The sequence below is a fragment of the Salinarimonas sp. NSM genome (assembly GCF_052380005.1).
Taxonomy (GTDB): Bacteria; Pseudomonadota; Alphaproteobacteria; order Rhizobiales; family Beijerinckiaceae; genus Salinarimonas.
This window is the reverse complement of sequence record NZ_JBQTCJ010000004.1, coordinates 25,377-50,629: the sequence shown is the minus strand read 5'-3', so window position 1 is coordinate 50,629 and position 25,253 is coordinate 25,377. Positions and strand designations below refer to the sequence as shown.

General features: G+C 71.5%; 23 protein-coding genes and 1 tRNA gene. 13 read left to right on the top strand and 11 right to left on the bottom strand.

All coding sequences use genetic code 11. The features are described 5' to 3' along the window. Window positions 1-53: 53 nt before the first annotated feature. The gene (locus tag ACTZWW_RS02990; RefSeq protein ID WP_444779450.1) at window positions 54-1,127 is read right to left on the bottom strand and encodes a helix-turn-helix domain-containing protein; all 1,074 of its coding nucleotides are present in this window, start codon (window positions 1,125-1,127) and stop codon (window positions 54-56) included. A 148-nt stretch (window positions 1,128-1,275) separates the two neighbouring features. Here ACTZWW_RS02990 and ACTZWW_RS02985 point away from each other — a divergent pair, with 148 nt between their 5' ends. From ACTZWW_RS02985 to ACTZWW_RS02975, 3 genes are all read left to right on the top strand, one after another. After that, window positions 1,276-2,340: an alpha/beta hydrolase family protein gene (locus ACTZWW_RS02985; protein ID WP_444779449.1), complete on the top strand. Its 1,065-nt coding sequence runs from the start codon at window positions 1,276-1,278 to the stop codon at window positions 2,338-2,340. A 129-nt stretch (window positions 2,341-2,469) separates the two neighbouring features. Continuing rightward, window positions 2,470-3,447: an ABC transporter ATP-binding protein gene (locus ACTZWW_RS02980; protein WP_444779448.1), complete on the top strand. Its 978-nt coding sequence runs from the start codon at window positions 2,470-2,472 to the stop codon at window positions 3,445-3,447. Next, a complete protein-coding gene (locus tag ACTZWW_RS02975) occupies window positions 3,444-4,205 on the top strand; it encodes an ABC transporter permease (protein WP_444779447.1) in 762 nt (253 codons plus the stop codon). The genes ACTZWW_RS02980 and ACTZWW_RS02975 overlap by 4 nt, the downstream gene beginning before the upstream one ends. Window positions 4,206-4,261: 56 nt before the next feature. Here ACTZWW_RS02975 and ACTZWW_RS02970 read toward each other — a convergent pair whose 3' ends face one another. The 6 genes from ACTZWW_RS02970 to ACTZWW_RS02945 all read right to left on the bottom strand — a co-directional run bounded on the left by ACTZWW_RS02970 (window position 4,262) and on the right by ACTZWW_RS02945 (window position 9,617). Then, the gene (locus tag ACTZWW_RS02970; RefSeq protein WP_444779446.1) at window positions 4,262-4,909 is read right to left on the bottom strand and encodes a DsbE family thiol:disulfide interchange protein; all 648 of its coding nucleotides are present in this window, start codon (window positions 4,907-4,909) and stop codon (window positions 4,262-4,264) included. A 2-nt stretch (window positions 4,910-4,911) separates the two neighbouring features. After that, window positions 4,912-5,133: a heme exporter protein CcmD gene (gene ccmD / locus ACTZWW_RS02965; protein WP_444779445.1), complete on the bottom strand. Its 222-nt coding sequence runs from the start codon at window positions 5,131-5,133 to the stop codon at window positions 4,912-4,914. Between the two features lie 10 nt (window positions 5,134-5,143). Then, window positions 5,144-5,890, bottom strand: coding sequence for a heme ABC transporter permease (locus tag ACTZWW_RS02960; protein ID WP_444779444.1), 747 nt, complete (start codon window positions 5,888-5,890; stop codon window positions 5,144-5,146). Between the two features lie 208 nt (window positions 5,891-6,098). Further along, window positions 6,099-6,749: a DUF1254 domain-containing protein gene (locus ACTZWW_RS02955; protein WP_444779443.1), complete on the bottom strand. Its 651-nt coding sequence runs from the start codon at window positions 6,747-6,749 to the stop codon at window positions 6,099-6,101. Further along, on the bottom strand, window positions 6,746-7,372 hold the full coding sequence (locus ACTZWW_RS02950; RefSeq protein ID WP_444779442.1) for a DUF1214 domain-containing protein: 627 nt from the start codon (window positions 7,370-7,372) through the stop codon (window positions 6,746-6,748). The genes ACTZWW_RS02955 and ACTZWW_RS02950 overlap by 4 nt, the downstream gene beginning before the upstream one ends. A 28-nt stretch (window positions 7,373-7,400) precedes the next feature. Further along, window positions 7,401-9,617 (bottom strand): transglycosylase domain-containing protein, encoded by a 2,217-nt coding sequence (locus ACTZWW_RS02945; protein WP_444779441.1) that lies wholly within the window; start codon window positions 9,615-9,617, stop codon window positions 7,401-7,403. Between the two features lie 321 nt (window positions 9,618-9,938). On the opposite strand from ACTZWW_RS02945, the gene ACTZWW_RS02940 reads away from it, so the two are divergent. Next, a complete protein-coding gene (locus tag ACTZWW_RS02940) occupies window positions 9,939-10,415 on the top strand; it encodes a YcgN family cysteine cluster protein (RefSeq protein WP_444779440.1) in 477 nt (158 codons plus the stop codon). A 49-nt stretch (window positions 10,416-10,464) separates the two neighbouring features. Here the strand turns inward: ACTZWW_RS02940 and ACTZWW_RS02935 are convergent, their stop codons facing one another. From ACTZWW_RS02935 to ACTZWW_RS02925, 3 genes are all read right to left on the bottom strand, one after another. After that, window positions 10,465-11,643: an AI-2E family transporter gene (locus ACTZWW_RS02935; protein WP_444779439.1), complete on the bottom strand. Its 1,179-nt coding sequence runs from the start codon at window positions 11,641-11,643 to the stop codon at window positions 10,465-10,467. Window positions 11,644-11,719: 76 nt separating this feature from the next. Continuing rightward, the gene (locus ACTZWW_RS02930) at window positions 11,720-12,661 is read right to left on the bottom strand and encodes an acetamidase/formamidase family protein (protein ID WP_444779438.1); all 942 of its coding nucleotides are present in this window, start codon (window positions 12,659-12,661) and stop codon (window positions 11,720-11,722) included. Window positions 12,662-12,729: 68 nt separating this feature from the next. Then, window positions 12,730-13,701, bottom strand: a complete 972-nt coding sequence (locus ACTZWW_RS02925; RefSeq protein WP_444779437.1) for a magnesium transporter CorA family protein — start codon at window positions 13,699-13,701, stop codon at window positions 12,730-12,732. 251 nt (window positions 13,702-13,952) lie between these two features. Between ACTZWW_RS02925 and ACTZWW_RS02920 the strand changes: the two genes are divergently transcribed. The 9 genes from ACTZWW_RS02920 (at window position 13,953) to ACTZWW_RS02880 (ending at window position 22,905) form a co-directional block, all read left to right on the top strand. Further along, on the top strand, window positions 13,953-14,870 hold the full coding sequence (locus ACTZWW_RS02920; protein ID WP_444779436.1) for a pirin family protein: 918 nt from the start codon (window positions 13,953-13,955) through the stop codon (window positions 14,868-14,870). 71 nt (window positions 14,871-14,941) lie between these two features. Continuing rightward, on the top strand, window positions 14,942-15,163 hold the full coding sequence (locus ACTZWW_RS02915; protein ID WP_444779435.1) for a hypothetical protein: 222 nt from the start codon (window positions 14,942-14,944) through the stop codon (window positions 15,161-15,163). 106 nt (window positions 15,164-15,269) lie between these two features. Next, window positions 15,270-16,136 carry a formyltetrahydrofolate deformylase gene (purU, locus tag ACTZWW_RS02910; RefSeq protein WP_444779434.1) on the top strand — a complete coding sequence of 289 codons (867 nt, stop codon included), beginning with the start codon at window positions 15,270-15,272 and terminating at the stop codon, window positions 16,134-16,136. 108 nt (window positions 16,137-16,244) lie between these two features. After that, window positions 16,245-18,095: a hypothetical protein gene (locus tag ACTZWW_RS02905; protein ID WP_444779433.1), complete on the top strand. Its 1,851-nt coding sequence runs from the start codon at window positions 16,245-16,247 to the stop codon at window positions 18,093-18,095. A gap of 135 nt (window positions 18,096-18,230) precedes the next feature. Beyond that, window positions 18,231-19,082, top strand: a complete 852-nt coding sequence (gene phhA, locus ACTZWW_RS02900; RefSeq protein ID WP_444779432.1) for a phenylalanine 4-monooxygenase — start codon at window positions 18,231-18,233, stop codon at window positions 19,080-19,082. A gap of 123 nt (window positions 19,083-19,205) precedes the next feature. Then, a tRNA-Lys gene (locus ACTZWW_RS02895) sits at window positions 19,206-19,281 on the top strand. Between the two features lie 140 nt (window positions 19,282-19,421). After that, the gene (locus tag ACTZWW_RS02890; RefSeq protein ID WP_444779431.1) at window positions 19,422-20,246 is read left to right on the top strand and encodes a class I SAM-dependent methyltransferase; all 825 of its coding nucleotides are present in this window, start codon (window positions 19,422-19,424) and stop codon (window positions 20,244-20,246) included. A 305-nt stretch (window positions 20,247-20,551) separates the two neighbouring features. After that, window positions 20,552-22,042, top strand: coding sequence for a SulP family inorganic anion transporter (locus tag ACTZWW_RS02885; protein ID WP_444779430.1), 1,491 nt, complete (start codon window positions 20,552-20,554; stop codon window positions 22,040-22,042). Window positions 22,043-22,056: 14 nt separating this feature from the next. Further along, window positions 22,057-22,905, top strand: a complete 849-nt coding sequence (locus ACTZWW_RS02880; RefSeq protein ID WP_444779429.1) for a universal stress protein — start codon at window positions 22,057-22,059, stop codon at window positions 22,903-22,905. Window positions 22,906-23,029: 124 nt separating this feature from the next. On the opposite strand, the gene katG is transcribed toward ACTZWW_RS02880, so the two are convergent. Then, on the bottom strand, window positions 23,030-25,222 hold the full coding sequence (gene katG, locus ACTZWW_RS02875) for a catalase/peroxidase HPI (protein WP_444779428.1): 2,193 nt from the start codon (window positions 25,220-25,222) through the stop codon (window positions 23,030-23,032). Window positions 25,223-25,253: the final 31 nt, after the last annotated feature.

Sequence of the window (25,253 nt, the reverse complement as noted above, 5' to 3'; positions counted from 1 at the left end):
ACGCGCGCCTCTCGCAGCCGCGCGCGGCGCGCTCGCCGGCGCGATCGTCGGGATCAGCGCGGCGGCGAGGGCGAGGAGGCCCAGCGCGGCGGCGCGGATCCGGAGGGGGCAGGGGACGCGCTCGCGTGCGCGGCGCGCCAGGCCCTCGGGCTCGTGCCGGTGACGCGCAGGAACTCGCGGTTGAAGTTCGACTTCGTCCCGAAGCCGCTCTCCAGCATCGCCCGCGTGACGTCGGCGCCCTCCGCGAGGAGCGCGCAGGCGCGGGCGACGCGGTGGCCGTTGACGAAGCGCGAGACGTTCTCCCCGCGCACCCGGTTGATGGCGCCCGACAGCGCCTTCGCCGGCACGCCCAGGCGGCGCGCGAGGCGCGAGAGCGTCAGGTCCGGGTCGAGATGGGGCGCGTCGCGCTCCATCAGCGCCTCCAGCCGGGCGACGAGCGCGGCGTCCTCCTCCTCGGCCTGCGGATCGCGCAGCGGGGGAAGGGGCTCGCGCGCCGGCGTTTCCGCGTCTCTCCCGGAGGGGCGGAGGTCGCGCGAGAGCGCCAGCGCGCCGATCGCGACGAGCGCGAGCGCCGTGAACAGGCTGATGATCGGGTCGCGCCAGGCGCCGACGAGCAGCGCCTGGTCCGCCGCGATGAGTGCGTCGCTCGCCGCCGAGCCGACGAGCAGCAGGCCGATCGCCCGCCAAATCAGCCGCGGGACCTCCCCGCTCTCGAGCCGTGCATCCGGCAGCGCCGCACCGCCGCGCGCGGCGAGGAGGAGCGCGATCCCGTAGCCCGCGAACGTCGCGACGACGACGACGTCGATCGCCGCCGGAGCCAGGACCACGCTCGCCGCCGCGACGAGCGGGGCCGCACCGTGCGCCGCGTCGCGCGCCGAAAGCGGCCGCAGCGCGGCGGCGACGAAGGCGAGCCAGGCGAGCGGCGGCAGGAGGCTCGCGGTGATCGGCTGGAGCGGGCGCAGGGCCGTGAGGCCGTAATGCTGCACCAGCGCGACGAGCGCGCCCTGCGCCGCGCCTGCGGCGATGAGGGCGAGGAGCAGCGGCGTGCCCTCGCCGCGGGCGAGCGCCCGCACGAGAAGGAAGGAGAGCACCAGCGAGGCGACGAGGGGGACGGGCAGGACGAGCATCGGATCGGAGAAGGAGCGTTGGCGTGACGCCCCATCCTAGACCGCGAACCGGTTCGCGGACGACCTCGAACCGGTTCTCGGACGCGCGAGGGGCCGCTTTTAGGCCATGCCGGAGGGGTCACGACGTCCCAACCTCGGAGCCCCGCTCATGTCCCTTCGCGTCATCCCCTTCGCCGCCGCCGTCGCGCTCGCCGCAGCGACCGCGTCGCACGCCGCCGCCCAGCCGGTGGGCACGATGCCCTTCACCGCCCCCCACCACGACACCTCGCTCTCGGGCGACGTGTTCTATCCCGCCGGCGCCGGCGGCACGCCCGCCCGTGTCGCCGAGAACATCATCTTCGTCGGCCTCGACGCGCGCATCGGCGCCGCTCCGGCAGAGGGGACGCACCCCGTCGTCCTGCTGTCGCACGGCATCGGCGGACACGTGCGCTCCCTCGCCTGGCTGGCCGCCGGGCTCGCCGAGCGCGGCGCGATCGTCGTCGGCGTGAACCACCCCGGCAGCACGTTCGGCGACTTCGACCAGGCCCGCGCCCTCGACCACTGGACCCGCGCGCAGGACCTGTCCGCCGCGCTCGACACGCTCCTGGCGGACCCGATCATCGGGCCGCGGGTCGATCCGGACCGGATCTACGCGGCCGGGTTCTCCTTCGGCGGCTTCACGGCGCTCTCCATCGGGGGGCTGCGCGGGGATCTCGCGGCCTACGCCGCCTTCTGCGAGACCGCCGCACCGCACGTCGCCCATTGCCGCGAGCTGCGCGCCGCCGGCATCGACCTCTCCGCCCGCGAGGCGGCGCTCTGGGACGCGTCCTGGCGCGACCCGCGCGTCGTCGGCGTCGCCGCGATCGATCCGGGCCTCCATGCCGGGCTCGGCCCCGCGCACGCGGCGGATCTCGTCGAGACCGTCGTCCTGATCGGGCTCGGCGAGGCGGGCGACAGGCTGATCGCGACGGACTTCACGGCCGACGGATCGGGCTTCGCCAGCGCCGTGCCGCAGGCCGAGGTCGTGATGCTCGCGCCGGCGAACCACTTCACCGCGCTTCCCCTCTGCAAGCCGGAAGGCGCCACGCTCCTCGCGGAGGAGGGGGACGATCCGGTCTGCACCGATCCGCCGGGCGCCGACCGCGCCGCCGTCCACGCCGCCATCGTCGCGACGATCGCCGACGCGTTCGGCCTCGTGCCGGCACGCGGCGCGCGGGACGGAGTCATGCCCTGAGCGAGCCCCTCGCGCCGCACGCCTGCGGAGGAAGCCCTGGACGAAGCGGCGGCGCTCCTCCATGTGAGGTGGCGAGACGCATCCCCCGAACCTCCGCCGAAAATCCCCGAAAGCCCCCTTGGAGCTCCCATGAGACCCGCCGCGCACGCCCGACCGGCGCCGCAGCCCCTCGGCGCGGACGACGCCGTCATTCGCGTCGAGGGGCTGGAGAAGACCTACGCCTCCGGCTTCACCGCGCTCAGGAACGTCGACCTCACCATCCGCCGCGGCGAGATCTTCGCGCTGCTCGGCGAGAACGGCGCCGGCAAGTCGACGCTCATCGGCGCGATCTGCGGCCTCGTGCGCCCGAGCGCCGGGCGCATCCTCGTCGACGGCCACGACGCGCTGGCCGACTACCGCGTCGCCCGCACGAAGATCGGCCTCGTGCCGCAGGAGCTCCACGTCGATTCGTTCGAGCGGGTGATGGATACGGTCGCCTTCTCCCGCGGCCTGTTCGGCAAGCCGCGAGACGCCGCCTTCGTCGAGGGCGTGCTGCGCGACCTTTCGTTGTGGGACAAGCGCGACGCCAAGATCATCGCGCTCTCGGGCGGCATGAAGCGGCGCCTGCTCATCGCCAAGGCGCTGGCGCACGAGCCCGCCATCCTCTTCCTCGACGAGCCGACGGCGGGCGTCGACGTCGAGCTGCGCCGGGACATGTGGCGGATGGTCCACCGCCTGCGCGAGCGAGGCGTCACGATCATCCTGACGACGCACTACATCGAGGAGGCCGAGGAGATGGCCGATCGGGTGGGCGTCATCCACAAGGGCGAGATCCTGCTGGTGGAGGAGAAGACGGCGCTGATGCGCAAGCTCGGCCGCCGTGAGCTGACCCTCCACCTGCGCGAGCCGCTCGCAGCCCTCCCCGACGCGATCGCCCGGCCGGCGCTCACCCTCGATGCGGAGGGACGCACGCTGACCTACGTCTTCGACAGCCAGAGCGAGGACACCGGCATCGCCGACCTCCTGCGCCGCCTGTCGGAGGCCGGCGTCGAGGTGCGCGACCTCGCCACCACCGAGAGCTCGCTCGAGGAGATCTTCGTCTCGCTCGTGAAGGGGCGCCCGTCATGAACCTCAACGGCATCCGCGCCATCTACCTGTTCGAGATGAACCGCTTCCGGCGTACGATCATGCAGAGCGTCGCCGCGCCCGTGCTCTCGACCTCGCTCTACTTCATCGTCTTCGGCTCGGCGATCGGCTCGCGCATCGACACGATCGACGGCATCTCCTACGGCGCCTTCATCGTGCCGGGGCTGATCATGCTCACCGTGATCACCGAGAGCCTGACGAACGCCTCCTTCGGGATCTACCTGCCGAAGTTCCAGGGCACGATCTACGAGCTGCTCTCCGCCCCGGTCTCGGCGGTGGAGACGGTCATCGGCTACGTCGGGGCGGCGGCGACGAAATCCGTGCTGATCGGCTGCCTGATCCTGGCGACCGCACGCATCTTCGTGGACTACACGATCGTGCACCCGCTCTGGACGGCGGGGTTCCTGGTCCTCACCTGCACGGCCTTCAGCCTGTTCGGCTTCATCATCGGGATCTGGGCGGACTCGTTCCAGCGCCTCCAGCTCATCCCGCTGATGGTGGTGACCCCGCTCGCCTTCCTGGGCGGCACGTTCTACTCGATCACGATGCTGCCCGAGCCGTGGAGCACGGTCGCTCTGTTCAACCCGGTGCTCTACCTCGTCAGCGGGTTCCGCTGGAGCTTCTACGGGGTCGCCGACGTCGCGCCGGCGGTGAGTCTCGCCATGACCTTCGTGTTCATGCTCGTCTGCCTCGCGATCGTGGCCTGGATCTTCAGGACCGGGTGGCGGCTGAAGAGCTGAAGGGGGCTCCGCGTGTCCGCCTCGGAGGGGAGGAGGCGAGGCTCTCCGCCGACGCCTCACCCCGTCGGAAGCCGATCCCGCATGTCTTCCGGCAGGGCCGCGCGGATCGCGTCGAGGAAGTCGCCGACCTGCTGCGGCTCGATCGGGCCGATGTGCTTGTGGCGCACGACGCCCGCCTGGTCGATGACGAAGGTCTCCGGCACGCCGTAGACGCCCCAGTCGATGGCCGAGCGGCCGTTCGCGTCGACGCCGACCCGGTCGTACGGGTTGCCGAGCGCGCCGAGGAAGCGCCGCGCGTTCTCTGGCGCGTCCTTGTAGTTGATGCCGACGATCGTGATGTAGGGCAGCTGGGCGAGCTCCATCAGCACCGGGTGCTCGATCCGGCACGGGCCGCACCACGACGCCCAGACGTTGACGATCGTCACCGGCCGCTCCGGCGTGCCCGCGAGATCCGCGGTCGTGAAGCCCGGGATCGGCACGCCGGCCTCGGCGAGGCCCTCGAGCGGCGGCAGGCTCACCTGCGGGGCGGGGCGGCCGATCAGCACGGAGGGCACGCGGGACGGATCCCCGAAGAGCCCGACCAGGAACAGCACCGCGAGGCCGGCGAAGATCAGGACCGGCAGCAGGAACAGGATACGGATCGGCGAGCGCTGCGCGGGAGCGTCCTTCGCGTCGCCGGGCTCGAATTGCGGGCGCTCGTCCATGCTCAGGCGCTCTCGGTGGTGGCGGGCCGCTCGGCCGACGGCGCGGGCGCGCCCGCGACGCGCTCGCCGCCGCGGCGCCCGCGTCCGGCGCCGCGTTCCTCGAGCTCGGCGAGCGCACGCCTCTGGGCGCGCTGGTCGAGGATCATGCGGGCGATCAGGCCGCCGATGACGAGCACCGTCGCGAGGTAGCTCGCCAGGATGAAGGGGGTGTGCGGATCGCTCATCGCCGCCTCCTCAGGCCGCCATCCGGCGCTCGTCGAGGCGCTCGGCCTCGAGGATCGACAGGGTGCGCACGCGACGGCGGTAGACCTCCGTGCGCATGGCGTACATGTGCATGGCCAGCGCCAGCAGGGTGACGCCGAGCGCCATGACGAGGAGCGGGTAGAGCATCGAGGGATAGATCGTCGGGCCGTCCATGCGGAAGACGCTCGCGGGCTGGTGGAGCGTGTTCCACCAGTCGACCGAGAACTTGACGATCGGCAGGTTGAGCGCGCCCACCAGCGTGAGGATCGCGACCGCTCGCGCGGCGCGCGAGGGATCCTCGATCGTACGCCACAGCGCGATGATGCCGGCGTACACGAGGAAGAGCACCAGCACCGAGGTCAGCCGAGCGTCCCACACCCAATAGGTGCCCCACATCGGCTTGCCCCAGAGCGCACCCGTTATCAGGCACACGAGCGTGAAGGCCGCACCGATGGGCGCCGCCGCCTTCTGGGACACGTCCGCCAGCGGATGGCGCCAGACCAGCGTGCCGATCGCGGACGCGCTCATCATCGCGTAGAGGAAGAGTGCGAGCCAGGCGGACGGCACGTGGATGTACATGATCCGGATCGTCTCGCCCTGCTGGTAGTCCGCCGGCGCGACGAACCAGGCCATCCACAGGCCGATGCCGAGCGTCGCGACGGTGAGGCCGGCGAGCCAGGGGAGCAGCGCCCCGGACCAACGCAGGAACGTGCTCGGATTGGCGAGTTTCGTCAGCATGCGGCTCCCTCGGGACCCGCACGATGTAGCGAGCCCGCTCCTCCCCCGCAACCGCGCCGAGGTCGCACCTCGGAGCCGTTCCGGCGCCGCCGACCATGCCGCGCGGACGGGGCGGGGGCAATGCGCGCAAGAACGGACCCGAACGCGGGCTCTCGCGCTGCGGACGCGCGCATCGAGGCCTCATCGTACCGGAGGCCTCGTCGCGCCGTCAGAGCGGCTCGATCGTGCAGGTCACCCCCTCGACCAGCGCGCGCGCGAGGCCGGCCTCGCTCGGGAACGCGGCGAGCGTGCGCACGAGGACGAAGCCCTCGCGACCGGGAGCCACGACGCGCAGGTCGCCGAACCCGTCCGCCGGCGCGTCCGTCGCGGCCTGCGCCTCCGCCTCGCGCGCGACGAGCGCGTCGAGCTGCTCGGGGGTGGCGACGACGAGCTCGAGGCGCCCACGCACGGCGGCGCGGTCCGTCACCGCGTAGTACGCGCCGCCACCCCGTGCGTGCAGCGAGATCGTCTGGAACAGCCGCCCGTCGAGGGCGCTCACCCGCAGCGGCCCCTCCGCGAGATCGTAGGCGCAGGCGCCCACCGCCGTCGCGGGGTCGTGCAGCGGCAACCAGGTCTCGGGCAGGCTCGGATCGACCGTGCCGAACCCCGCGTCGCGGGGCGCCGCGACGAGGACCGCGGTCTCCGAGGTCGCCGTGGGCGCGAGCCGCGCGTGCGCGTCCTGGCGGGCGAGCCAGGGCAGCATCAGGATGGCGGCGATGTGGGTCATCGCCGCCAGCACGAGCCCGATCGTCGTCGCGAGGGCGAGCTTGCCCACGTTTCGGCCGAGGCTGTCCAGGACGGCGCGGGCACCGGGGGTCACGACGTCGCCTCCCCGGGGCACGACAGGCGGACGATTCGCGGCATGGCGCCGTCGTCGAGCCAGCCCAGCGCGCCGGAGACCGGGCTGTCGTAGAGGCGCAGAACCGCCTGGAAGCGGCCGGCGCCGGGGAGCTGGAGCCAGTTCCCGGGGCGTGGGCCGGGGGCGAGCGCGATCGTCACCCCTCCGGCCTCGTCGCGCAGCATCTGCGGGGAGGCGAGCCCGGCGCGGCGCTGGGGCGTCTCGAGCACGCGGCCGTCGAGGTCGTAGAGCGTGACCGTCCAGGCGCGCGCCACCGGCGTCTCGCCGGACACGACGTAGCTGCAGGCGGCGTCGAGCGGCCGACCGAGCTCGTCGGTGTCGGCATGGAACGCGATGCCCTCGCCGAGCGCGAGCGGCACGTCGGCAGAGCGCGCCATGATGGCGCGGGCGTACGGGTCGGAGGACGGCGACCCGACGCTCGGCCACGCGACCCAGGCCTGCACCCGGCGCTCCCCGAACGGGTACTCGCCCTCGAGCACGAGCAGGGCGGAGCCGAGCCCGAGACCGGCGCCGAGCGCCGCCGCCCATGCGAGCAGGATCAGATGATAGGCGTTCCGGGCCGCCCGGCGCAGCGCTTCGAACATGGCGACGTTCCCGTGCGGCCCCCGGGCCTCAGCGCGTCACCGGCTCGAACCCGCCGACGCCGGGGGGCTGAGCGGCGAGGGCGGCGGGGCCGGGCGCGCGGCCCTCGCGGAAGCCGCGCGGCGAGCGAGCCTCCTCGAAGAGCGAGCCGATCCCGGTGACGACCTCGAAGGAGCGGCGCGAGAGCGCGTTGCGCCGGAGCGCCGCGACCTGCGGGTCGATGGTCGCGGTCGTCGTCGGGCCGCCGCCGGCGACGACCGAGCCGTCGTCCTCGAGCCCCGGGATCGGGCGCGGCTCGACGCCGCCGTGGGCGAAGGTCATGATCTCCTTGAAGGTCATGGCCGGGAGCGAGCCGCCGGTCATGTTGTTCGTGGAGGTGAAGTCGTCGTTGCCGAACCACACCGCGGCGACGAAATTGCCGGTGTAGCCGGCATACCATGCGTCACGGTAGGCGTTCGTCGTGCCGGTCTTGCCCGCCGAGCGGATGCCGTCGAGGGCCGCGCGACGTCCCGTGCCGCGCTCGGGAACCGCCGCGAGCATCGTGTTCATGTCCGCGACGACGCCGGTGGCGAGCACCCGCTCGCGCGGCGCGTCGCGGTCGTGGGCGTACAGGACCGCGCCGTCCGGCGTCGTCACCTCGGCGGCGGGATAGGGCCGCGCCCGCTCGCCGCCGTTGGCGAAGACGGCGTAGCCCGCCGCCATGTCGAGCACGGTCATCTCGGAGGCGCCGATCGGCAGCGAGGACGTGTCGGCGAGCGGCGTCTCGACGCCCATGCGCCGCGTCGTCTCGATGATGCGCGCGCGTCCGCGCTTGGCGTCGCCCTCGCCGATCTCGACGGAGAGGCGCACGGGGATCGTGTTGATCGATCGCGCCAGCGCCGTGATCATCGGCATCGCTCCCGCGTAGGAGCGGTTGTAGTTGTTCGGGCACCAATTGCCGAGGCATATCGGCCGGTCGACGACCGTCGAATCCGGGCGATAGGGCAGGTAGGACAACGCCGTGGCGTAGACGAAGGGCTTGAAGGACGAGCCCGGCTGGCGGCGCGCGTGCGCGGCGCGGTTGAACTGGCTCTGCCCGTAGTCGCGCCCGCCGACGATGGCGCGCACGGCCCCGTCCGGCTCCATCAGGACGACGGCCGCCTGCCCGACGCGGTAGCGCTCGCCGTGCTGGCGCAGCATGTCCTCGACCGCGAGCTCGGCGCGCTGCTGCATGGCCTGGTCGAGCGGGGTCTTCACGACGAGCACCCGGTGCCCGTCGAAGTAGCCGTCGCGGGCCATGTCGCGGACCTGCTCGAAGGCCCAGTCGAGATAGTAGTCCGGCGTCGTCTCGCGGCCGCGGTCGATCGCGCTCGCAGGATTGCGGCGCGCGATCTGCACCTGGCCCTCGGACATGAAGCCCGCGTTCACCATGGCGGTGAGCACGTCGTTGGCGCGGGCGCGCGCGGCGGGCAGGTTGACGTGCGGCGAGAAGCGCGACGGCGCCTTGAACAGGCCGGCCAGCATCGCGGCCTCGGCGAGCGTCACCTCGCCGATCGGCTTCCCGAAATAGAAGTCCGCCGCGGCGACGACCCCGAAATTGCCGCCGCCCATGTAGGCGCGGTCGAGATAGAGCTTGAGGATCTCGTTCTTGGAGAGCTGGAACTCGAGCCAGAGCGCGAGGAACGCCTCCTTGATCTTGCGGTCGAGGGTGCGCTCGTTGGACAGGAACAGGTTCTTGGCGAGCTGCTGGGTGATGGTCGAGCCGCCCTGTACCACGCCACCCTCGCGCGAGTTCGCCACGAGCGCGCGCGCCGTGCCGATCGGGTCGATGCCCCAATGCGTGAAGAAGCGCCGGTCCTCGGTGGCGAGCGCCGCCTTGATGACGACCTCGGGGATCTCGTCGATGGCTACCGAATCGTCGTGGCGGATGCCGCGCCGGCCCACCTCCTGGCCGTAGCGATCGAGGAAGGTGACGGCGAGCTCGTCGGTGCGCCGCCAGTCCTCCTGCGTCTCGTAGAAGGCTGGAATGGCGAGCGCGAGCATCACGGTCGCACCGGCGAGCCCGAGCGTCACGCCCTCGGAGGCGAGGTCGAGCACGACGCGCGCGGCGCCGCGGGCGCGGAAGAGATCCGTGAAGGCGGTGTAGCGGCGCCACAGCGTCTCGAGATCACGGCGCGAGTCGAACGCCGAGGCGGAGAGCCAGGCGTCGAACGCCAGCGCGGCCCGCTTGACCCGTGTCCAGACGCTGATCTTCCGATCGAAACGCACCCGCTTCCCCCGCTCCCCGTCCAGGCCGCTTAACCGAAGGTTAATCGCCCAGCTTCCTATCAGACATCCGTGCCCGCGGCGATTCGAATCCGAACCGTGCGGTCGCTTCCAAACGGTTGGGCACGCCCCGGGTTCGCCCCGGATCGGCCGCGCCGCCGCCACGCTCCCGCCCGGGAGGCGGCGCAGTAGCCACAGGCGCCGGTCTCCCGTCGCGGTGGGACCCGCAAGGCGCGTGCCGGTCGCATTCGCCGCGAAAAGGGGCCGCCGCGTTCGGATTTCGTTGAGGTTGACGGGCGGTGAACGCCCGCCGAGGATCGCCCCATGTCCCGCCGCGAGACGCCCGTCCCCGCCGCTGCCCCGTTCTGGCGCACGAAGTCGCTGTCCGAGATGTCGGAGGCGGAGTGGGAGAGCCTGTGCGACGGCTGCGGGCGCTGCTGCCTCGTCAAGCTCGAGGACGAGGACACCGCCGAGGTCGCCTACACCGACGTCGCCTGCCGCCTCCTCGACGCCGGCACCTGCCGCTGCCGCGACTACGAGAACCGCCAGGCCCAGGTGCCCGACTGCGTGCGCCTGACGCCGCAGGCGGTCGAGAGCCTCTCCTGGCTGCCGGGCACCTGCGCCTACCGCCGGATCGCAGAGGGCAGGGGGCTCGCCTGGTGGCACCCGCTGGTCTCCGGCTCGCCGGAGACGGTGCACGCGGCGGGGGTATCCGTGCGCGGGCGGGTGTCGGGGATGGAGGACGAGGTGGGGCTGGCGGAGCTGGTGGAGCGGGTGGTGGGGTGGCCTTGGGGGGAGTGAGAGGGCGCGACACGGCGCGCGCGCTCCCGTGCACGGCTCGGTGACGTCGTCACCCCCGCCGGCTCGCATCCGCCTTCGTCTTCTCCCCATCCTCCCCGTCCTCCTCCCCCGGCACGCTCGTCTCCTCCCCGAGCGCCTCCCTCATCCACAGCATCTTCACGAAGACCATGATCGTGACCGCCATCGGCACGGCGAGGAAGACGCCGAGGAAGCCCCAGACCAGGCCGAAGGCCACGATGGCGAAGAGAGCGAAGGCGGGGGCGAGCTTCACCGCCGCGCGCTGGATCAGCGGCAGGAAGACGTTGCCCTCGAGCTGCTGCACGACGGTGACGACGACGATGGTCCAGATCACCGCGTTCATCCCCTCGTTGAAGGCGAAGACGACGGCGGGGACGGAGCCGAGGAAGGCGCCGAGGAAGGGGATGAAGTTCGTCACCCCCGCGATCAGGCCGAGGGCGGCGGGGGACGGCAGGCCGATCCACCAGAAGCCGATCCCGGTGAGCACGCCGACCAGCGCCATCGACATGAGCTGGCCGAAGAACCACAGCCTGAGCGCGTTGCCCGTGGTCAGGAAGGCGGCGTCGATGCGCTCCTGGTGCTCGTGGGGGAAGAGCCGCACGATGCCGCGCCGGTAGAGCGCCGGGTCGTAGGCGAGATAGATCCCCGCCACGATCACGATGAGGGCGTCGAACAGGCCGCCGAGCACGGTGAAGCCGATGTTCGCCGCGCGGCTCATCAGCGTCGAGCCGTCGCCGGCGGCCGAGGTGAAGCGCTGCTCCAGGCGCTCTACGGGATCGTCGATGTCGAAACGCTCGCCGATCGCGCGGATCGCCTCGGGCAGCTGCTCGATCACGTCGCGCACCTGGCCCTGGATGGTCATGGTGAAGAACGTGGCGAAGCCGGCGATCACGGCGATCAGCAGCACGAGGCCGACATAGAAGGCGGCGTTGCCGGAGAGCCCCGGGATGCGGGCGACCTGGTCGACGAAGGCGCGGATGATGACGCCGAGCAGCAGCGCGCCGAAGGCGAGAACCAGAACGTAGGCGAACTGGTAGACGGCGAAGGCGAGCGCCGTGACGAGCAGGACGATCAGCACCTTGCGCACGAACGGCGTCTCGCCGCCGGCGAAACCGGGCGTATGAGCCGCACGCGCGTCCGCGCCGGGGCGGGGTGGCGCCTGCACCCGCGCCACCTCGTCCGTCGTTTCCCCCGCCGTGTTACCCACCATGAGCGCCGCTCCTCCCGCGCTCGCCAACGGGGGCGGTGTAGCGGTGGTTCCGGCGGCAGTTCGGGTCCTGCGCGGGTCAGCCGCGGCGCAGCAGATCCTTGGCCAGCATGCAGTGGACGCCCTTGTTGCCGTTAACGACCTGCGTGATGCGCAGGTCGGCGGCGAGGCTCGCGAGCATGTAGGCGTCCTCGCGCGAGATGCCGGCCTCGTTGACGACGAGGTCGATCATCTCGCGCAGCGCGATCACGACGCAATCGTCGAGATCCGGGTCGAAGGCCATGGTGATCCAGTGCGTCGGCGTCTCGGCCAGCGGCCAGGTGAGCCTCATGTCGTTGCGGGCGTGGAGCTCGAACGTGCCGACGAGCCCGGTCTCGATCGCCGTGATGCAGACCTCGCCGTCGCCCTGCGCGCCGTGCCCGTCGCCCACCGAGAAGTTGCCGCCGTCGACGTGGACGGGCAGGTAGAGCGTCGTGCCGGCGACGAGTTCCTTGTTGTCGAGGTTGCCGCCGTTTCGCCGCGGCGGCAGCGTCGACAGCGCGCCCCATTCCGGCGGCGGCGCGACGCCCATGACGCCGAAGAAGGGTGCGAGCGGCAGCTCCAGCCCCCAGGAGAGGCGCGCCACGTTTCGCGCGCGGTCGAGGGGGATGTGAACGCAGAGCGGCGTCGCGAAGTCGTCCGGGAGCGCGCCGCGCTGGGGGCCGAGCGTGTTGTAGCCCCAGTCGTAGTGCAGGTCGATCGCCGCGATGCGTACCTCCAGCACGCCCCCTGCCTTCAGCCCGCGCACGGCGACGGGCCCTGTGCAGATGTGGCCCGGCAGCTTCGGCGAGAGCGCCGCGTGGATGGCGCGGAGCGCCGGCGGCACCGTGAACGGCGCGGGCGGCATCACCTCCGCGGCGCCGGAGACGGTCGAGATCGTCACCCGGTCGCCGCTGTCGACGACGAGCCGCGGGGCGAGCGCGGCGTCGAAGTACCCCCAGTGCACGGTCTCGGGTGCGGCGTCGAGGCGATGGTCGGCCATTGCGGTCTTTCCGGTTCGTCGACCCAGCTATAGCCGCCCGAGCCCGCCACGTCACCGCGCGGGGATGCTCACAGCCATCCCTTGCGCTTGAACCAGTAGAAGGAGCCGGCGGCCGAGACGACCATGGCAGCGAGCGCCACCGGGTAGGCGAAGGCCCATTCGAGCTCCGGCATGTGCGTGAAGTTCATGCCGTAGACCGTGCCGACCAGGGTCGGCGGCAGGAAGATCACGGCCGCGACCGAGAGCACCTTGATGACGCGGTTCTGGGCGAGGTTGATCAGCCCGAGCGTCGCCTCCTGCAGGTAGACGATCTCGGCGGTCAGCTGGCCCTCGTAGGCCGACAGCGAGCGCAGGTCGCGCTCGAGCTGCTTGAGGCGGTGGGGAGCCTCCTTCGACAGCCAGTGCTCGCCGCCCTGGCGCACGAAGGGCACGAGGCGGGTGAGCGAGAGCAGGCTCTCGCGCAGGATCGAGATCATCATGTTGCGACGCCCCAGCCGCATCAGGATGTCCTGGAGGTCGCTCTCCGCCTCCTTGGCCTTGCGCGGCCCGCTCTCCACGAAGAGGTGCGTCGAGACGCCGTTCAGGTCGGCGGCGACGTACTCCAGCACGTCCGCCGCGCGCTCGACGATCGCGTCGACGAGCGCCACGAAGACGAGGTCGCTCGTCGGCCGCGCTTCGGGCTGGCGGGCCCATTTCGTCTCGAAAGCGCGAAAGGGCAGGGGATCGCCGTAGCGAATCGAGACGAGATGGCGCTCGCTCAGCACGAAGGTCGCCTGCGTGCGGGCGGGCCGCCCCTCGCCCGCGCCCTCGATGATGGTGGCGGTGACCACGAGGGAGCCGTCCACGCGGTAGAGGCGCGAGCTCTCCTCGATCTCGGCCATCTCCTGGCGGGTCGGCACCTCGACGCCGATCATCCGCTCGACCGCCTCCTCCTCCTCGGGGGTGGGTTCGCACAGGTCGATCCAGACCGCGTCCGGATGCGGCTCCGTCTCGGGCAGGCGCACGAGCGTGCCGTCGCGGGCGCCGTAGAGGGTGATCATGCGGGGGTGCCTCCTTCGCGGCGAGGCCGCGCGTGCCGCGGATGCCGCTCGTAGCGCCGCGGGCGGGAAAGGGGAAGACGGCTGGCGTCGATATCTTGCGTGGATGCGGCGTCCAGAACGCGTGGATTCGTTTTCATTTGCGTTGACGCCATGATTCGATTGCGGCCGTCCCTCTCGCCGGGTCGTCCCTCCTCGGTCATGATGGCGGCACGATGAGCACGAACGGCGACCCCACGCCGAGGAGAGCGGTCATGAGGTTCGAGCATGCGGACGATCCCGTTCACGGGGACGCCCGATCCTGTGACGCGATCGAGACGGTGATCGTTCCGCGGGCGCGCGACATCGGCTCCTTCGAGGTGCGCCGCGCGCTGCCCTCGGCGAGGAAGCAGATGGTGGGCCCCTTCATCTTCTTCGACCAGATGGGCCCGGCCGAGTTCCTGCTCGGCGCCGGAATGGACGTGCGCCCGCACCCGCACATCGGGCTCGCCACCGTCACCTACCTGTTCGACGGCGAGATCATGCACCGCGACAGCCTCGGCACCGAGCTGCCGATCCGGCCCGGCGCGCTCAACCTGATGACCGCGGGGCGCGGCATCACCCATTCGGAGCGTACCTCCGCCGATCTGCGAACCACCGGCTCCAAGCTGTTCGGGATCCAGAGCTGGGTCGCCCTGGCCGAGCGCGACGAGGAGGGCGATCCCGGCTTCGTGCACTACGCCGCGGACGCGCTCCCGATCCTCGAGGGCGAGGGCAAGAGCGTGCGGCTGATCGCCGGCGCCGCGCTGGGCGCGCGCTCGCCGGTGCGGACCTCGACGGAGACGATCTACGCCGACGCGATACTCGAGGCCGGCGCGGTCGTGCCCTTCGACGCGGATTGGGAAGAGCGGGCGATCTATACCGTCTCCGGCGACGTCGAGATCGCCGGCGACCGGTTCGGCCCCGGCCGGCTTCTCGTCTTCCGGCCGGGCGACCGCATCGCCGTCCGCGCGGCGACGCCGGCCCGCTTCATGATGCTCGGCGGCGAGCCGATGGACGGTCCCCGCTACATCTGGTGGAACTTCGTCTCCTCCCGGCGCGAGCGCATCGAGGAGGCGAAGAACGACTGGCGCGAGGGCCGCTTCGCCGGCGTGCCCGGCGAGACGGAGTTCATCCCGCTGCCCGGGCGGTGAGGCCGGCGGCAGCCCCTTCGAAACCCGGCTCGGCCGCGGACGTTGGGTCGGCGCAACGGAAGGACCGACCCATGGCCGATCGCGAGCGTACCTCCCCACCGACGTCGCAAACCTCGCACGGACCGCCCGAGACGATCCTGCCGATCTCTCCCGGCGACGAGGCTGCGCCGGGCACGACCGGTGCCGGCGAGAACGTCTGCCCGGACTGTCGCGGCAGCGGTCGGCTCGAGAACCGGCCATGCCCGACCTGCGGCGGGACGGGCGTCGTCGAGGAGGGGATCGGCGGCGGTTGATCGCGTGAGTGGCGCGCGCGGCCGTTCCGAGCTAGAGCGGGAGGGCGCGGCCGCGCACCGCCCGCCGAGAGCCGAGACGAGCCCGAGATCCCGAATGCGAGACCCGATGCCCGCCGAGCCAGCCATCGTCCTCACGCTGTCCTGCCGCAACCGCCCCGGCATCGTCGCCGCTGTCTCGGCGCATCTCTTCGAGAACGCCTGCAACATCCTCGACGCGCAGCAGTACGACGACACCCAGACGGGCAACTTCTTCATGCGCGTCGTGCTCAACCGGCTCGACGGTGCCGCGCCGGTGGAGGCGCTTCGCGAGGGCTTCGCGCCGCTGGCGGAGCGCTTCGGCATGGCCTGGTCGATGCGCGGCACGGACGCGCGCCGGCGGGTGATGATCCTCACCTCGCGTTTCGACCATTGCCTCGCCGACCTGCTCTACCGCTGGCGCACGGGCGAGCTCGCGATGGACCTCGCGGCGATCGTCTCGAACCACCCGCGCGAGACCTTCGATCATCTCGATTTCGGCGGCGTCCCCTTCCACCACCTGCCGGTGACGAAGGACACCAAGCTCGAGCAGGAGAGCGCCCTGTGGCGGCTCGTGCAGGAGGTTTCGCCCGATCTCGTCGTGCTCGCGCGCTACATGCAGGTGCTCTCTGACGGGCTCTCTGCGAAGATGACGGGCCGCTGCATCAACATCCATCATTCCTTCCTGCCGGGCTTCAAGGGTGCCAAGCCCTACCACCAGGCGCACGCGCGCGGCGTGAAGCTGATCGGCGCGACGGCGCACTACGTGACGTCGGACCTCGACGAGGGGCCGATCATCGAGCAGGACGTCGAGCGCATCTCGCACCGGGACACGCCCGACGACCTCGTGCGCAAGGGCAGGGACATCGAGCGGCGGGTGCTGGCGCGCGCCGTACGGTTGCACATCGAGGATCGCGTCGTCCTCAACGGCGGCAAGACGGTGGTCTTCACCGACTGAGCCGCCGCCCCGCCGCCGATTTTTCGCCAACCCGCTCTGTCAAACCGCCGGCCCGTGGCTATGATCGCGCCGCGCCGCGGGGAGGCGCGGCCAGGAAGAGGACCTCACATGACACGAGATAAGCGCTTTCGCGCGCGTCGCCTCGCGCTGATGACCGGCGTCGCCGCCACGGTTCTCGCCCTGGGCGACATCGGGGCCTCTCCCGTCCGGATCGCGCTGCCGGCGGGCGAGGGGCCGGTTTCCGTCGAGGCCGTGACGCTGGAGCGCGGGCTCTTCGCAGCCGCTCTCGCGCAGAGCGCCGTGACGCTCGAGAACGTCACGATCGACGCCGGCCCGAGCGTCTACCGCCTGCCCAGCGTCACGATCGAAGGCTCGAGCCTCTCGCGCGAGGCGCTGCTCGACGTGCTCCAGGGCAAGGCCGACGCGCCGTGGCACGAGGCGCTCGCCGGAATCTCGGCCGAGCGGATCACGATGCCCCGGCTCGTCATCGAGCAGGAGGTCGAGGACGCGCGCACGACGATCACCTACAGCGACCTGGTCGCCGAGGACGTGAGCGCGGGCGTGATCGCCCGCTTCGTGGCGGGCTCGGGACGCATCGCCGCCGAGGGCCCCGACGGGCGGCCCTTCGAGGGTGAGATCGGCGAGACCGTGGTCGAGGGCTTCGACCTGCCCTTCACCGTGCGCTGGTACACCGACGGCGCGCCGGAGGACGGCGAGAACCCGTTCCGGTCGATCTACGACTCCTTCTCCGTCGCCGCCATGCGCTTCGGCGACGACGACGCCTCCTTCGCCGTCGGGCGCGTCTCCGGCGACGCCGTGGAGGGCCGCCTGATGCGCGAGCCCTTCACGACGATGATGCCCGAGCTGGAAGCGATGGCGGAGGCGGGCGAGGAGCCCGGCGAGGAGGACACCCGCCGCATGCTCGGCATGATGGCCGACATGATGGGCGCCGTGCGCGTCGGCCGGGTGGTCGTCGAGGACGTCGCGGTCACCGTCGCCGAGGCCGGCGACGACCCGGTCTTCGGCATCGAGCGTATCGTCTTCGGGGGTGACGGGCCCGCACGCGCCGAGACCATTCGTGTCGACGCGGAGCAGGCGCAGCTGACGATCGCGGCCGTCGTCTCCGAGGGCTTCTCCGTCGCGCCGATGATCGAGGGCATGCGGCGCATCGCCGAGGGCGAGGCCGCGCTCGACGCGGCAGGCGCGCGCGCGCTCGTGCCGACGATCGGCACGCTGCGGCTCGAGGAGCTCGCCGGCTCCATCGTGCCGCCGGGCCGCGAGGAGCCGGTCGACCTGACGCTGGCCACCTTCGCGATGACGGCGGACGACGTCGTCGACGGCGTGCCGTCGAGCCTGCGCGCGCGCTTCGACAACCTCGCCTTCGCTCTGCCGGAGGGTTCGGGACAGGGTCGCGTGGCGCAGCTGCGGGCGCTCGGCTACGAGGAGGTCGATCTCTCGGGCGCCTTCGCCGCGCGCTGGAACGCCGCGGAGCAGACGCTCGCGATCGAGGAGGCCGTGCTGACGGGCGTCGACATGGGCCGCTTCGGCCTCGCGGCGGAGTTCGGCAACATCGGGGCGGGCATCTTCTCCGGCGACCAGATGGCGGCGATGATGGCCGCGGCCGCAGCCACCGCGCTCAGCTTCAGCGTCTCGATCGCCGACGAGGGACTGACCGAGCGGCTCCTCGACATGCAGGCCGGGCGCATGGGTGTCGGTGCCGACGACCTGCGCGGGATGGGCGTCATGGCGGCGCGTACCATGGTGCCGGCGCAGCTCGGCGCGACGCCCGAGGCGATCGCGCTCGGCGAGGCGCTCGCGACGTTCCTGGAGGCTCCCGGCGAGCTCGACGTGTCCGTGACCGCGGTCGACCCCGCCGGCGTGCCGCTCGCCGCGGCGATGCAGACTGAGGATCCCCGCGAGCTCCTTCCGCTCGTGACGATCGAGGCGCAGGCGCGCTGACGCGCCCATTCCGGTGCGGACGGCGAGACGGGCGCGTTCCAGCGGGGCGCGCCCGTTTCATCGGTGCTGTTGCACCCGGTATGGAAATCGGAACGCGACTCACGACTTGTCCCTCCAGACGACAAGGAGGATTCCATGAACCCCAACGCCACGAGCGACGACCCGCGCGACTTCCTGCAGGATCAGGGCTTCTCTTCCTATACGGCCGAGGACCACGCGACCTGGGCCCGCCTCGCCGCGCGCCAGCGCGCGATCCTCGAGGGCCGCGTGGTCGACGGTTTCCTGGACGGCCTCGACCGGCTCGGCATCTCCGACGACGGCATCCCGGACTTCCGCGTCATGAACGAGCGCCTGAAGGCGACGACCGGCTGGGAGGTCGTGGCGGTGCCGGGGCTCGTGCCGGACGTCGTGTTCTTCAAGCTGCTCGCCGACCGCAAGTTTCCCGCCGGCTGGTGGATCCGCAAGCCCGAGCAGATCGACTACATCGAGGAGCCCGACGTCTTCCACGACGTGTTCGGCCACGTGCCGCTGATCATGCAGCAGGTCTACGCCGACTATCTCGAGGAATACGGCAAGGCCGGGCTCGAGGCGGCGCGGCACGGCACGCTGCACCGGCTGGCGCGGCTCTACTGGTACACCGTCGAGTTCGGGCTGGCGCAGACGCCGCAGGGGCTTCGCATCGTCGGCGCGGGCATCGCCTCCTCGCCCGGCGAGACCGTGTTCTCGATCGAGAGCGCCTCGCCCAACCGAGTCGCCTTCGACCTCGGCCGGGTGATGCGCACGCGCTACCGCATCGACGACTTCCAGGAGACCTACTTCGTGCTCGACGGGCCGGACGCCTGGCCGCGCCTCGACATCGCCGAGCTCACGCCGCTGTGGCGCGCGCTCGACCGCGAGAGCGACCTCGACCCCGGCGACGTGCTGCCGGACGACCGCGTCCTCACGCGCGGCACCGGCGCGTACCACCGCGAGAAGGCGCACGTCTGAGGGCGCAGCGAAGGGCGCGAAGATCGCTTCGATTTTTCGTCCCGGAGGGCTGGACACGCCCCCCGGCTTCGGATATCGAAGCGCCCTCACGACGGGGCGGCCACCGCCGCCCCCGACTGGACCGGGCGCATAGCTCAGTTGGTAGAGCAGCTGACTCTTAATCAGCGGGTCCTAGGTTCGAGCCCTAGTGCGCCCACCACCGGTTTTCGAAAAGGCCCGTGGGTCCGCGACGGATCCGCGGGCCTCTTCCGTTTCGGCTCGCACGGCGGTCTCATGCCGCACGACGCGGCGCGACACGTGTGACGGCCCTCCTCCAGATCACGCCGGAGACGACGAGCGATGCCCGACACTTCGCGTTCCCCGTGGTGGGACGCCAACCGAAAGGCCTGGGCGCGTCGCGCCGCCCTGCACGTCGCCGACGGGACCGGGTTTTACGACGTCGCCGGCTTCCTCGGCGGGGGCGAGGCGCTCTATCCGATCGAGGCGGCGGAGATCGGGAACGTCACCGGCCTCAGGATCGCGCATCTCCAGTGCCATTTCGGCCTCGACACGCTCTCGCTCGCCCGGCGCGGCGCCGACGTGACGGGCCTCGATTTCGCTCCCGAGGCGATCGGCGCGGCACGGGATCTGGCGGCCCGGGCGGGGCTCGCGGCACGCTTCGTGGAAGCGGACGTCTACGAGGCACGGGAGGTGCTCGAGGGCGCGTTCGATCTCGTCTATGCCACGTGGGGTACGATCGTCTGGCTGCCGGACGTGCGGCGGTGGGCGCGGACGGTCGCGAGCCTGCTCGGGCCGTCGGGCGCGCTCTACTTCGCCGATCTCCATCCCTCCGCCCTCGTGCTGGACGAGCGGGAGGGCCGTCTCCAGCCGAGCTACGGCTGGCGCACGCCCGCGGACCGGCCGGACCGCTTCGTCGAGACGGCGAGCTACACCGGTGACGCCTTCTCGACGCCGGTCGAGGAGTTCTGCTGGATTCACCCGCTCTCGGACATCATCGGCGGGCTCCTCGACGCGGGAATGGCCATCGAGTTCCTCCACGAGCACGAGCGGATACCGTCGCGCCTCTTCCCGTCGATGGTGCCGGGCGCGGACCGCATGTACCGGCTGCCCGACGGCGCGGTGCCGATACCCCTCGCCGTGTCGATCCGCGCGACGAAGCGCTGAACGCGCCGGGCGATCCGGTCGAGCCGCGCAGGGCGCTCGCACGCCGTCGCGCTGGCGAGCCGGCCTTGCATCCTCACCCTCGTCCGCGTAACCATGATGGCTCAGCTGCATTGCAGCATAGCCACCGTCCAGACGCAGCCCCGAGGCCGATGTAACTCCGCCGCCTCCTCATCGACGACCCGCCCCGCTCGAGGCTCCGCCTCGCGGCGCCGGCGCTCGCGGCTTCGCCTGCTCGCATATCGATGCGTCACCTCTCTCGATCCCCCGCGCCCCGCCCGTCCGCGTGGCGACGAAAGCGACTTTTCATGAAGACCTTCTCCCCCGCGCGGCTACGCGCAGACTGGCTCGGCAACGTCCGCGCCGACCTCCTGGCCGGGCTCGTCGTGGCGCTCGCCCTGATCCCCGAGGCGATCGCGTTCTCCATCATCGCCGGCGTCGACCCGAAGGTCGGGCTCTACGCCTCGTTCTCGATCGCGGTGATCACCGCGATCGTCGGCGGCCGGCCGGGGATGATCTCGGCGGCGACGGCGGCGACCGCGGTGCTGATGGTCACGCTCGTGCGCGACCACGGGCTCGAGTACCTGCTCGCGGCGACCGTGCTCGCCGGCCTCATCCAGATCGTCGCCGGCTGGGCGGGCATCGCGCAGCTGATGCGGTTCGTCTCGCGCTCGGTGATGACGGGCTTCGTCAACGCGCTGGCGATCCTCATCTTCATGGCGCAGCTGCCGGAGCTGATCGGCGTGACCTGGATCACCTACGCGCTGGTGGCGGCGGGCCTCGTCGTGCTCTACGGCCTGCCGCGGATCACGACGATCGTGCCGGCGCCGCTCGTGTGCATCGTCGTCGTGACGCTCGCCGTGTGGGCGCTGGGCCTCGACGTGCGGACCGTCGGCGACATGGGCGAGCTGCCCTCCGCGCTGCCGGTGTTCCTGATCCCCGACATCCCGCTCACCTTGGAGACGCTGCTGATCATCCTGCCTTATTCCGCCGCGGTCGCGGCGGTGGGGCTGCTCGAGTCGCTGATGACGGCGCAGATCGTCGACGAGCTCACCGACACGCCGAGCGACAAGCGCCAGGAATGCGTGGCTCAAGGGCTCGCCAACACGGCGACGGGCTTCATCGGCGGCATGGCGGGCTGCGCCATGATCGGGCAATCGGTGATCAACGTGAAGTCCGGCGGGCGCGGGCGGCTGTCGTCCTTCTCCGCGGGCGTCTTCCTGCTCGTGATGATCGTGGCGCTCGGCGGCCTCGTCGCCGAGATTCCCATGCCGGCGCTCGTCGCGATCATGATCATGGTCTCGGTCGGCACCTTCTCCTGGTCCTCGCTCGCGAACCTGCGCACGCATCCGCGCTCGTCGAGCGTGGTGATGCTGGCGACCGTGGCCGGCGTCGTGCTCACCCACAACCTCGCCATCGGCGTGCTGCTGGGCGTCCTCCTGTCGGGCATCTTCTTCGCCTGGAAGATCGCGCAGCTCTTCCGCGTGACATCGGACCTCTCCGACGACGGAGCGACCCGCACATATGTCGTGGAAGGGCAGCTGTTCTTCGCCTCCGCGGAGACCTTCGCCGCCTCGTTCGACTTCAAGGAGGCGCTGGACCGCGTCGTCGTCGACGTGTCGCGGGCGCACATCTGGGACATCTCCAGTGTCTCGGCCCTCGACACGGTGGTACTCAAGTTCCGTCGTGAAGGCGCGGAGGTGGAGATCGTCGGGCTCAACGCGGCGAGCGAGACGATCGTCGACAAGCTCGCGATCCACGACAAGCCGGGAGCGCTCGACAAGCTCCTGGAGCACTGAGGAAGGATACGGCCATGGCTCGCCTCGTCGCCTGCATCGACGGCTCGATCTACTCGCACTCGGTGGCGGACCACGCCGCCTGGGCCGGCCTGCGGCTGGGGGCTTCGGTCGAGCTCCTCCAGGTTCTCGGTCGCCGTGAGGTGTCGAACGCGGACCTCAGCGGGAGCCTTCCCGCGGACGCACGGGTTCACGTGCTCGACGAGCTCGCGGAGCTCGACGCGCAGCGCGCGAAGCTGCTCCTGAAGAAGGCGCGTCTCGTCATGGAGGAGTCCCGCGCCCGCGTCCGCGACGCCGGCGTCCCGGAGGTCGAGACGACGCTGCGCCACGGCGATCTGCTCGACGAGGTCGCCGCCCGCGAGGCGGGCGCGGACATGATCGTGGTGGGCAAGCGCGGCGAGGCGGCGGACTTCGCGCGGCTGCATCTCGGCTCGAACCTCGAGCGTCTGGTGCGCGCCGCCCACAAGCCGGTCCTCGTCGCCTCCCGCGGCTTCCGGCAGATCCACCGCGTGCTCGTCGCCTTCGACGGGGGGCCGAGCGCGCTCAAGGCCGTGGACTGGGTCTCCCGCTCGCCGCTCTTCGCCGGGCTCGCGATCCACCTCGTCACGGTGGGCCAAGAGGACGCCCAGACCCGACGGCGGCTCGACGCCGCGGCGGCCCAGATCGCCGCAGGCGGGCTCGCGGTCGAGACGCATCTCGAGGCGGGCACGCCCCACGAGGTGATCGCGTCCATCGTCGAGCGCCTGCGCATCGACCTCCTCGTCATGGGCGCCTACGGCCACACCCGCCTGCGCAACCTCTTCATCGGCTCGACGACGACGGAGATGATGCGCACGAACCTCGTGCCCGTGCTGTTGTTCCGGTGAGCGGGCCGGCGATCCGCATGAGCGGGCGAGGTAGGGGCCCACGCGAAAGGGCCGCCGCTCGTTCCCGAGCGGCGGCCCTGCTGGATCGTCGAGATGGAGCCGGCGACGACGCCGGGCCCCGGCCTCACGCCAGATCGACGCGATCGGCGTTCATCACCTTGGTCCACGCGGCGACGAAGTCGTGCACGAACCCGTCCGTCGCGTCGTCGCAGGCGTAGACCTCGCACAGCGCACGCAGCTGCGAGTTCGAGCCGAAGACGAGGTCGACGCGGGTGCCGGTCCACTTCGTGGCGCCGGTGGCGCGGTCGCGGCCCTGGTAGAGCGTCTTCGCCTCGTTCGCCGGCGCCCACTCCGTGCCGAGGTCGAGCAGGTTGACGAAGAAGTCGTTCGTCAGCGTGCCGGGACGCTCGGTGAGGACGCCGTGGGCCGCACCGCCGTGGTTGGCGCCGAGCACGCGCAGGCCGCCGACGAGGGCCGTCATCTCCGGCGCGGTCAGGCCGAGCAGCTGCGCGCGGTCGACGAGCATCTCCTCCGGCGAGATCGCGTAGGCGCCCTTGGTAAAGTTGCGGAAGCCGTCGGCCTCCGGCTCCATCACGGCGAAGGACTCGACGTCGGTCTGCTCCTGCGTCGCGTCCACGCGGCCCGGCGCGAAGGGCACCTCGACGACGTGGCCCGCGTCCCGCGCCGCCTTCTCGACGGCGGCCGTGCCGGCCAGCACGATCAGGTCGGCGAGCGAGACCTTCTTGCCGTCCGTCCGCGAGCCGTCGAACGCGGCCTTGATGCCCTCGAGCACCGACAGGATCTTCTGCAGCCGCGCCGGCTCGTTGGCCTCCCAGTCCTTCTGCGGGGCGAGACGGATGCGCGCGCCGTTGGCCCCGCCGCGCTTGTCCGAGCCGCGGTACGAGAAGGCCGAGGCCCAGGCGACGAAGACGAGATCCGCCGTCGAGAGGCCCGATGCGAGGATCGTCTCCTTGAGCGCGGCGACGTCGTCGTCGCCCACGAGCGCGTAGTCGCGCGCCGGCAGCGGGTCCTGCCACACCAGCACCTCGGAGGGGACCTCCGGGCCGAGATAGAGCTCGCGCGGGCCCATGTCGCGGTGGGTCAGCTTGAACCAGGCGCGGGCGAAGGCGTCGGCGAACGCCTCGGGGTTCTGGTGGAAGTGCCGGGAGATCTTCTCGTAGATCGGGTCCATCCGCATGGCCATGTCGGCCGTGGTCATCATCAGGGGCACACGCGCGCCCGAGCCGTCGACCTGCGGGGCGTGATCCTTCTCCGCGAGGTCTTTCGCCGCCCACTGCCAGGCGCCGGCGGGGCTCTTCACGAGCTCCCACTCGTAGCCGAACAGGACGTCGAAATAGCCCATGTCCCACTTGATCGGGTCGGGGGTCCAAGGGCCCTCGATGCCGCTCGTGATGGTGTGGACGCCGCGGCCGCTCTCGTAGGAGTTCTTCCAGCCCAGCCCCATCAGCTCGACGTCGGCGGCCTCCGGCTCGCGGGCGAGGTGCGTCGCCGGCGCCGCGCCGTGCGACTTGCCGAAGGTGTGGCCGCCGGCGACGAGGGCGACGGTCTCCTCGTCGTTCATCGCCATGCGCGCGAAGGTCTCCCGGATGTCGCGGCCGGACGCGACCGGGTCCGGGTTGCCGTTCGGGCCCTCCGGGTTGACGTAGATGAGGCCCATCTGCACCGCGGCGAGCGGGCGCTCGAGCTCACGCTCGCCGGTGTAGCGCATGTCGCCGAGCCACTCCGACTCGGAGCCCCAGTAGATGTCCTCCTCGGGCTCCCACACGTCGACGCGCCCGCCGCCGAAGCCGAAGGTCTTCAGGCCCATGTCCTCGAGCGCGCAATTGCCCGCGAGGATCATCAGGTCGGCCCAGGAGAGCCGGCGGCCGTACTTCTTCTTGATGGGCCACAGCAGGAAGCGGGCCTTGTCGAGGTTCGTGTTGTCCGGCCAGGAGTTGAGCGGGGCGAAGCGCTGCGTGCCCGAGGCGCCGCCGCCGCGGCCGTCGGCGGTGCGATAGGTGCCGGCCGAATGCCAGGCCATGCGGATGAAGAGCGGCCCGTAATGGCCGTAATCCGCCGGCCACCAGTCCTGCGACGTCTTCATCAGAGCGTAGATGTCGTTCTTGACCGCCTGCAGGTCGAGCTTGCCGAACTCGGCGGCGTAGTCGAAGCCCGGCCCCATCGGGTTGGAGAGGGCGGTGTTCTGATGCAGGATCTTCAGGTTCAGCTGGTTGGGCCACCAGTCGCGGTTGCCCACCTTGCGCACGCCGTGCGCGACGGGGCATCCGCCCTTCGTCAGGCTGCTGATCTCGTCCATCTCGTCCTCCGGTCCGTCGTCCGACCCTGTG

Coding starts and splice junctions, on each gene's coding strand:
- ACTZWW_RS02980 (WP_444779448.1), top strand. CDS start 2,470: ATGAGACCCGCCGCGCACGCCCGACCGGCGCCGCAGCCCCTCGGCGCG.
- ACTZWW_RS02925 (WP_444779437.1), bottom strand. CDS start 13,701: ATGATCACCCTCTACGGCGCCCGCGACGGCACGCTCGTGCGCCTGCCC.
- ACTZWW_RS02915 (WP_444779435.1), top strand. CDS start 14,942: ATGGCCGATCGCGAGCGTACCTCCCCACCGACGTCGCAAACCTCGCAC.
- ACTZWW_RS02905 (WP_444779433.1), top strand. CDS start 16,245: ATGACACGAGATAAGCGCTTTCGCGCGCGTCGCCTCGCGCTGATGACC.
- ACTZWW_RS02940 (WP_444779440.1), top strand. CDS start 9,939: ATGTCCCGCCGCGAGACGCCCGTCCCCGCCGCTGCCCCGTTCTGGCGC.
- ACTZWW_RS02970 (WP_444779446.1), bottom strand. CDS start 4,909: ATGGACGAGCGCCCGCAATTCGAGCCCGGCGACGCGAAGGACGCTCCC.
- katG (WP_444779428.1), bottom strand. CDS start 25,222: ATGGACGAGATCAGCAGCCTGACGAAGGGCGGATGCCCCGTCGCGCAC.
- purU (WP_444779434.1), top strand. CDS start 15,270: ATGCCCGCCGAGCCAGCCATCGTCCTCACGCTGTCCTGCCGCAACCGC.
- ACTZWW_RS02920 (WP_444779436.1), top strand. CDS start 13,953: ATGAGGTTCGAGCATGCGGACGATCCCGTTCACGGGGACGCCCGATCC.
- ACTZWW_RS02880 (WP_444779429.1), top strand. CDS start 22,057: ATGGCTCGCCTCGTCGCCTGCATCGACGGCTCGATCTACTCGCACTCG.
- ACTZWW_RS02950 (WP_444779442.1), bottom strand. CDS start 7,372: ATGTTCGAAGCGCTGCGCCGGGCGGCCCGGAACGCCTATCATCTGATC.
- ACTZWW_RS02890 (WP_444779431.1), top strand. CDS start 19,422: ATGCCCGACACTTCGCGTTCCCCGTGGTGGGACGCCAACCGAAAGGCC.
- ACTZWW_RS02885 (WP_444779430.1), top strand. CDS start 20,552: ATGAAGACCTTCTCCCCCGCGCGGCTACGCGCAGACTGGCTCGGCAAC.
- ACTZWW_RS02975 (WP_444779447.1), top strand. CDS start 3,444: ATGAACCTCAACGGCATCCGCGCCATCTACCTGTTCGAGATGAACCGC.
- ccmD (WP_444779445.1), bottom strand. CDS start 5,133: ATGAGCGATCCGCACACCCCCTTCATCCTGGCGAGCTACCTCGCGACG.
- ACTZWW_RS02930 (WP_444779438.1), bottom strand. CDS start 12,661: ATGGCCGACCATCGCCTCGACGCCGCACCCGAGACCGTGCACTGGGGG.
- ACTZWW_RS02935 (WP_444779439.1), bottom strand. CDS start 11,643: ATGGTGGGTAACACGGCGGGGGAAACGACGGACGAGGTGGCGCGGGTG.
- ACTZWW_RS02990 (WP_444779450.1), bottom strand. CDS start 1,127: ATGCTCGTCCTGCCCGTCCCCCTCGTCGCCTCGCTGGTGCTCTCCTTC.
- phhA (WP_444779432.1), top strand. CDS start 18,231: ATGAACCCCAACGCCACGAGCGACGACCCGCGCGACTTCCTGCAGGAT.
- ACTZWW_RS02960 (WP_444779444.1), bottom strand. CDS start 5,890: ATGCTGACGAAACTCGCCAATCCGAGCACGTTCCTGCGTTGGTCCGGG.
- ACTZWW_RS02985 (WP_444779449.1), top strand. CDS start 1,276: ATGTCCCTTCGCGTCATCCCCTTCGCCGCCGCCGTCGCGCTCGCCGCA.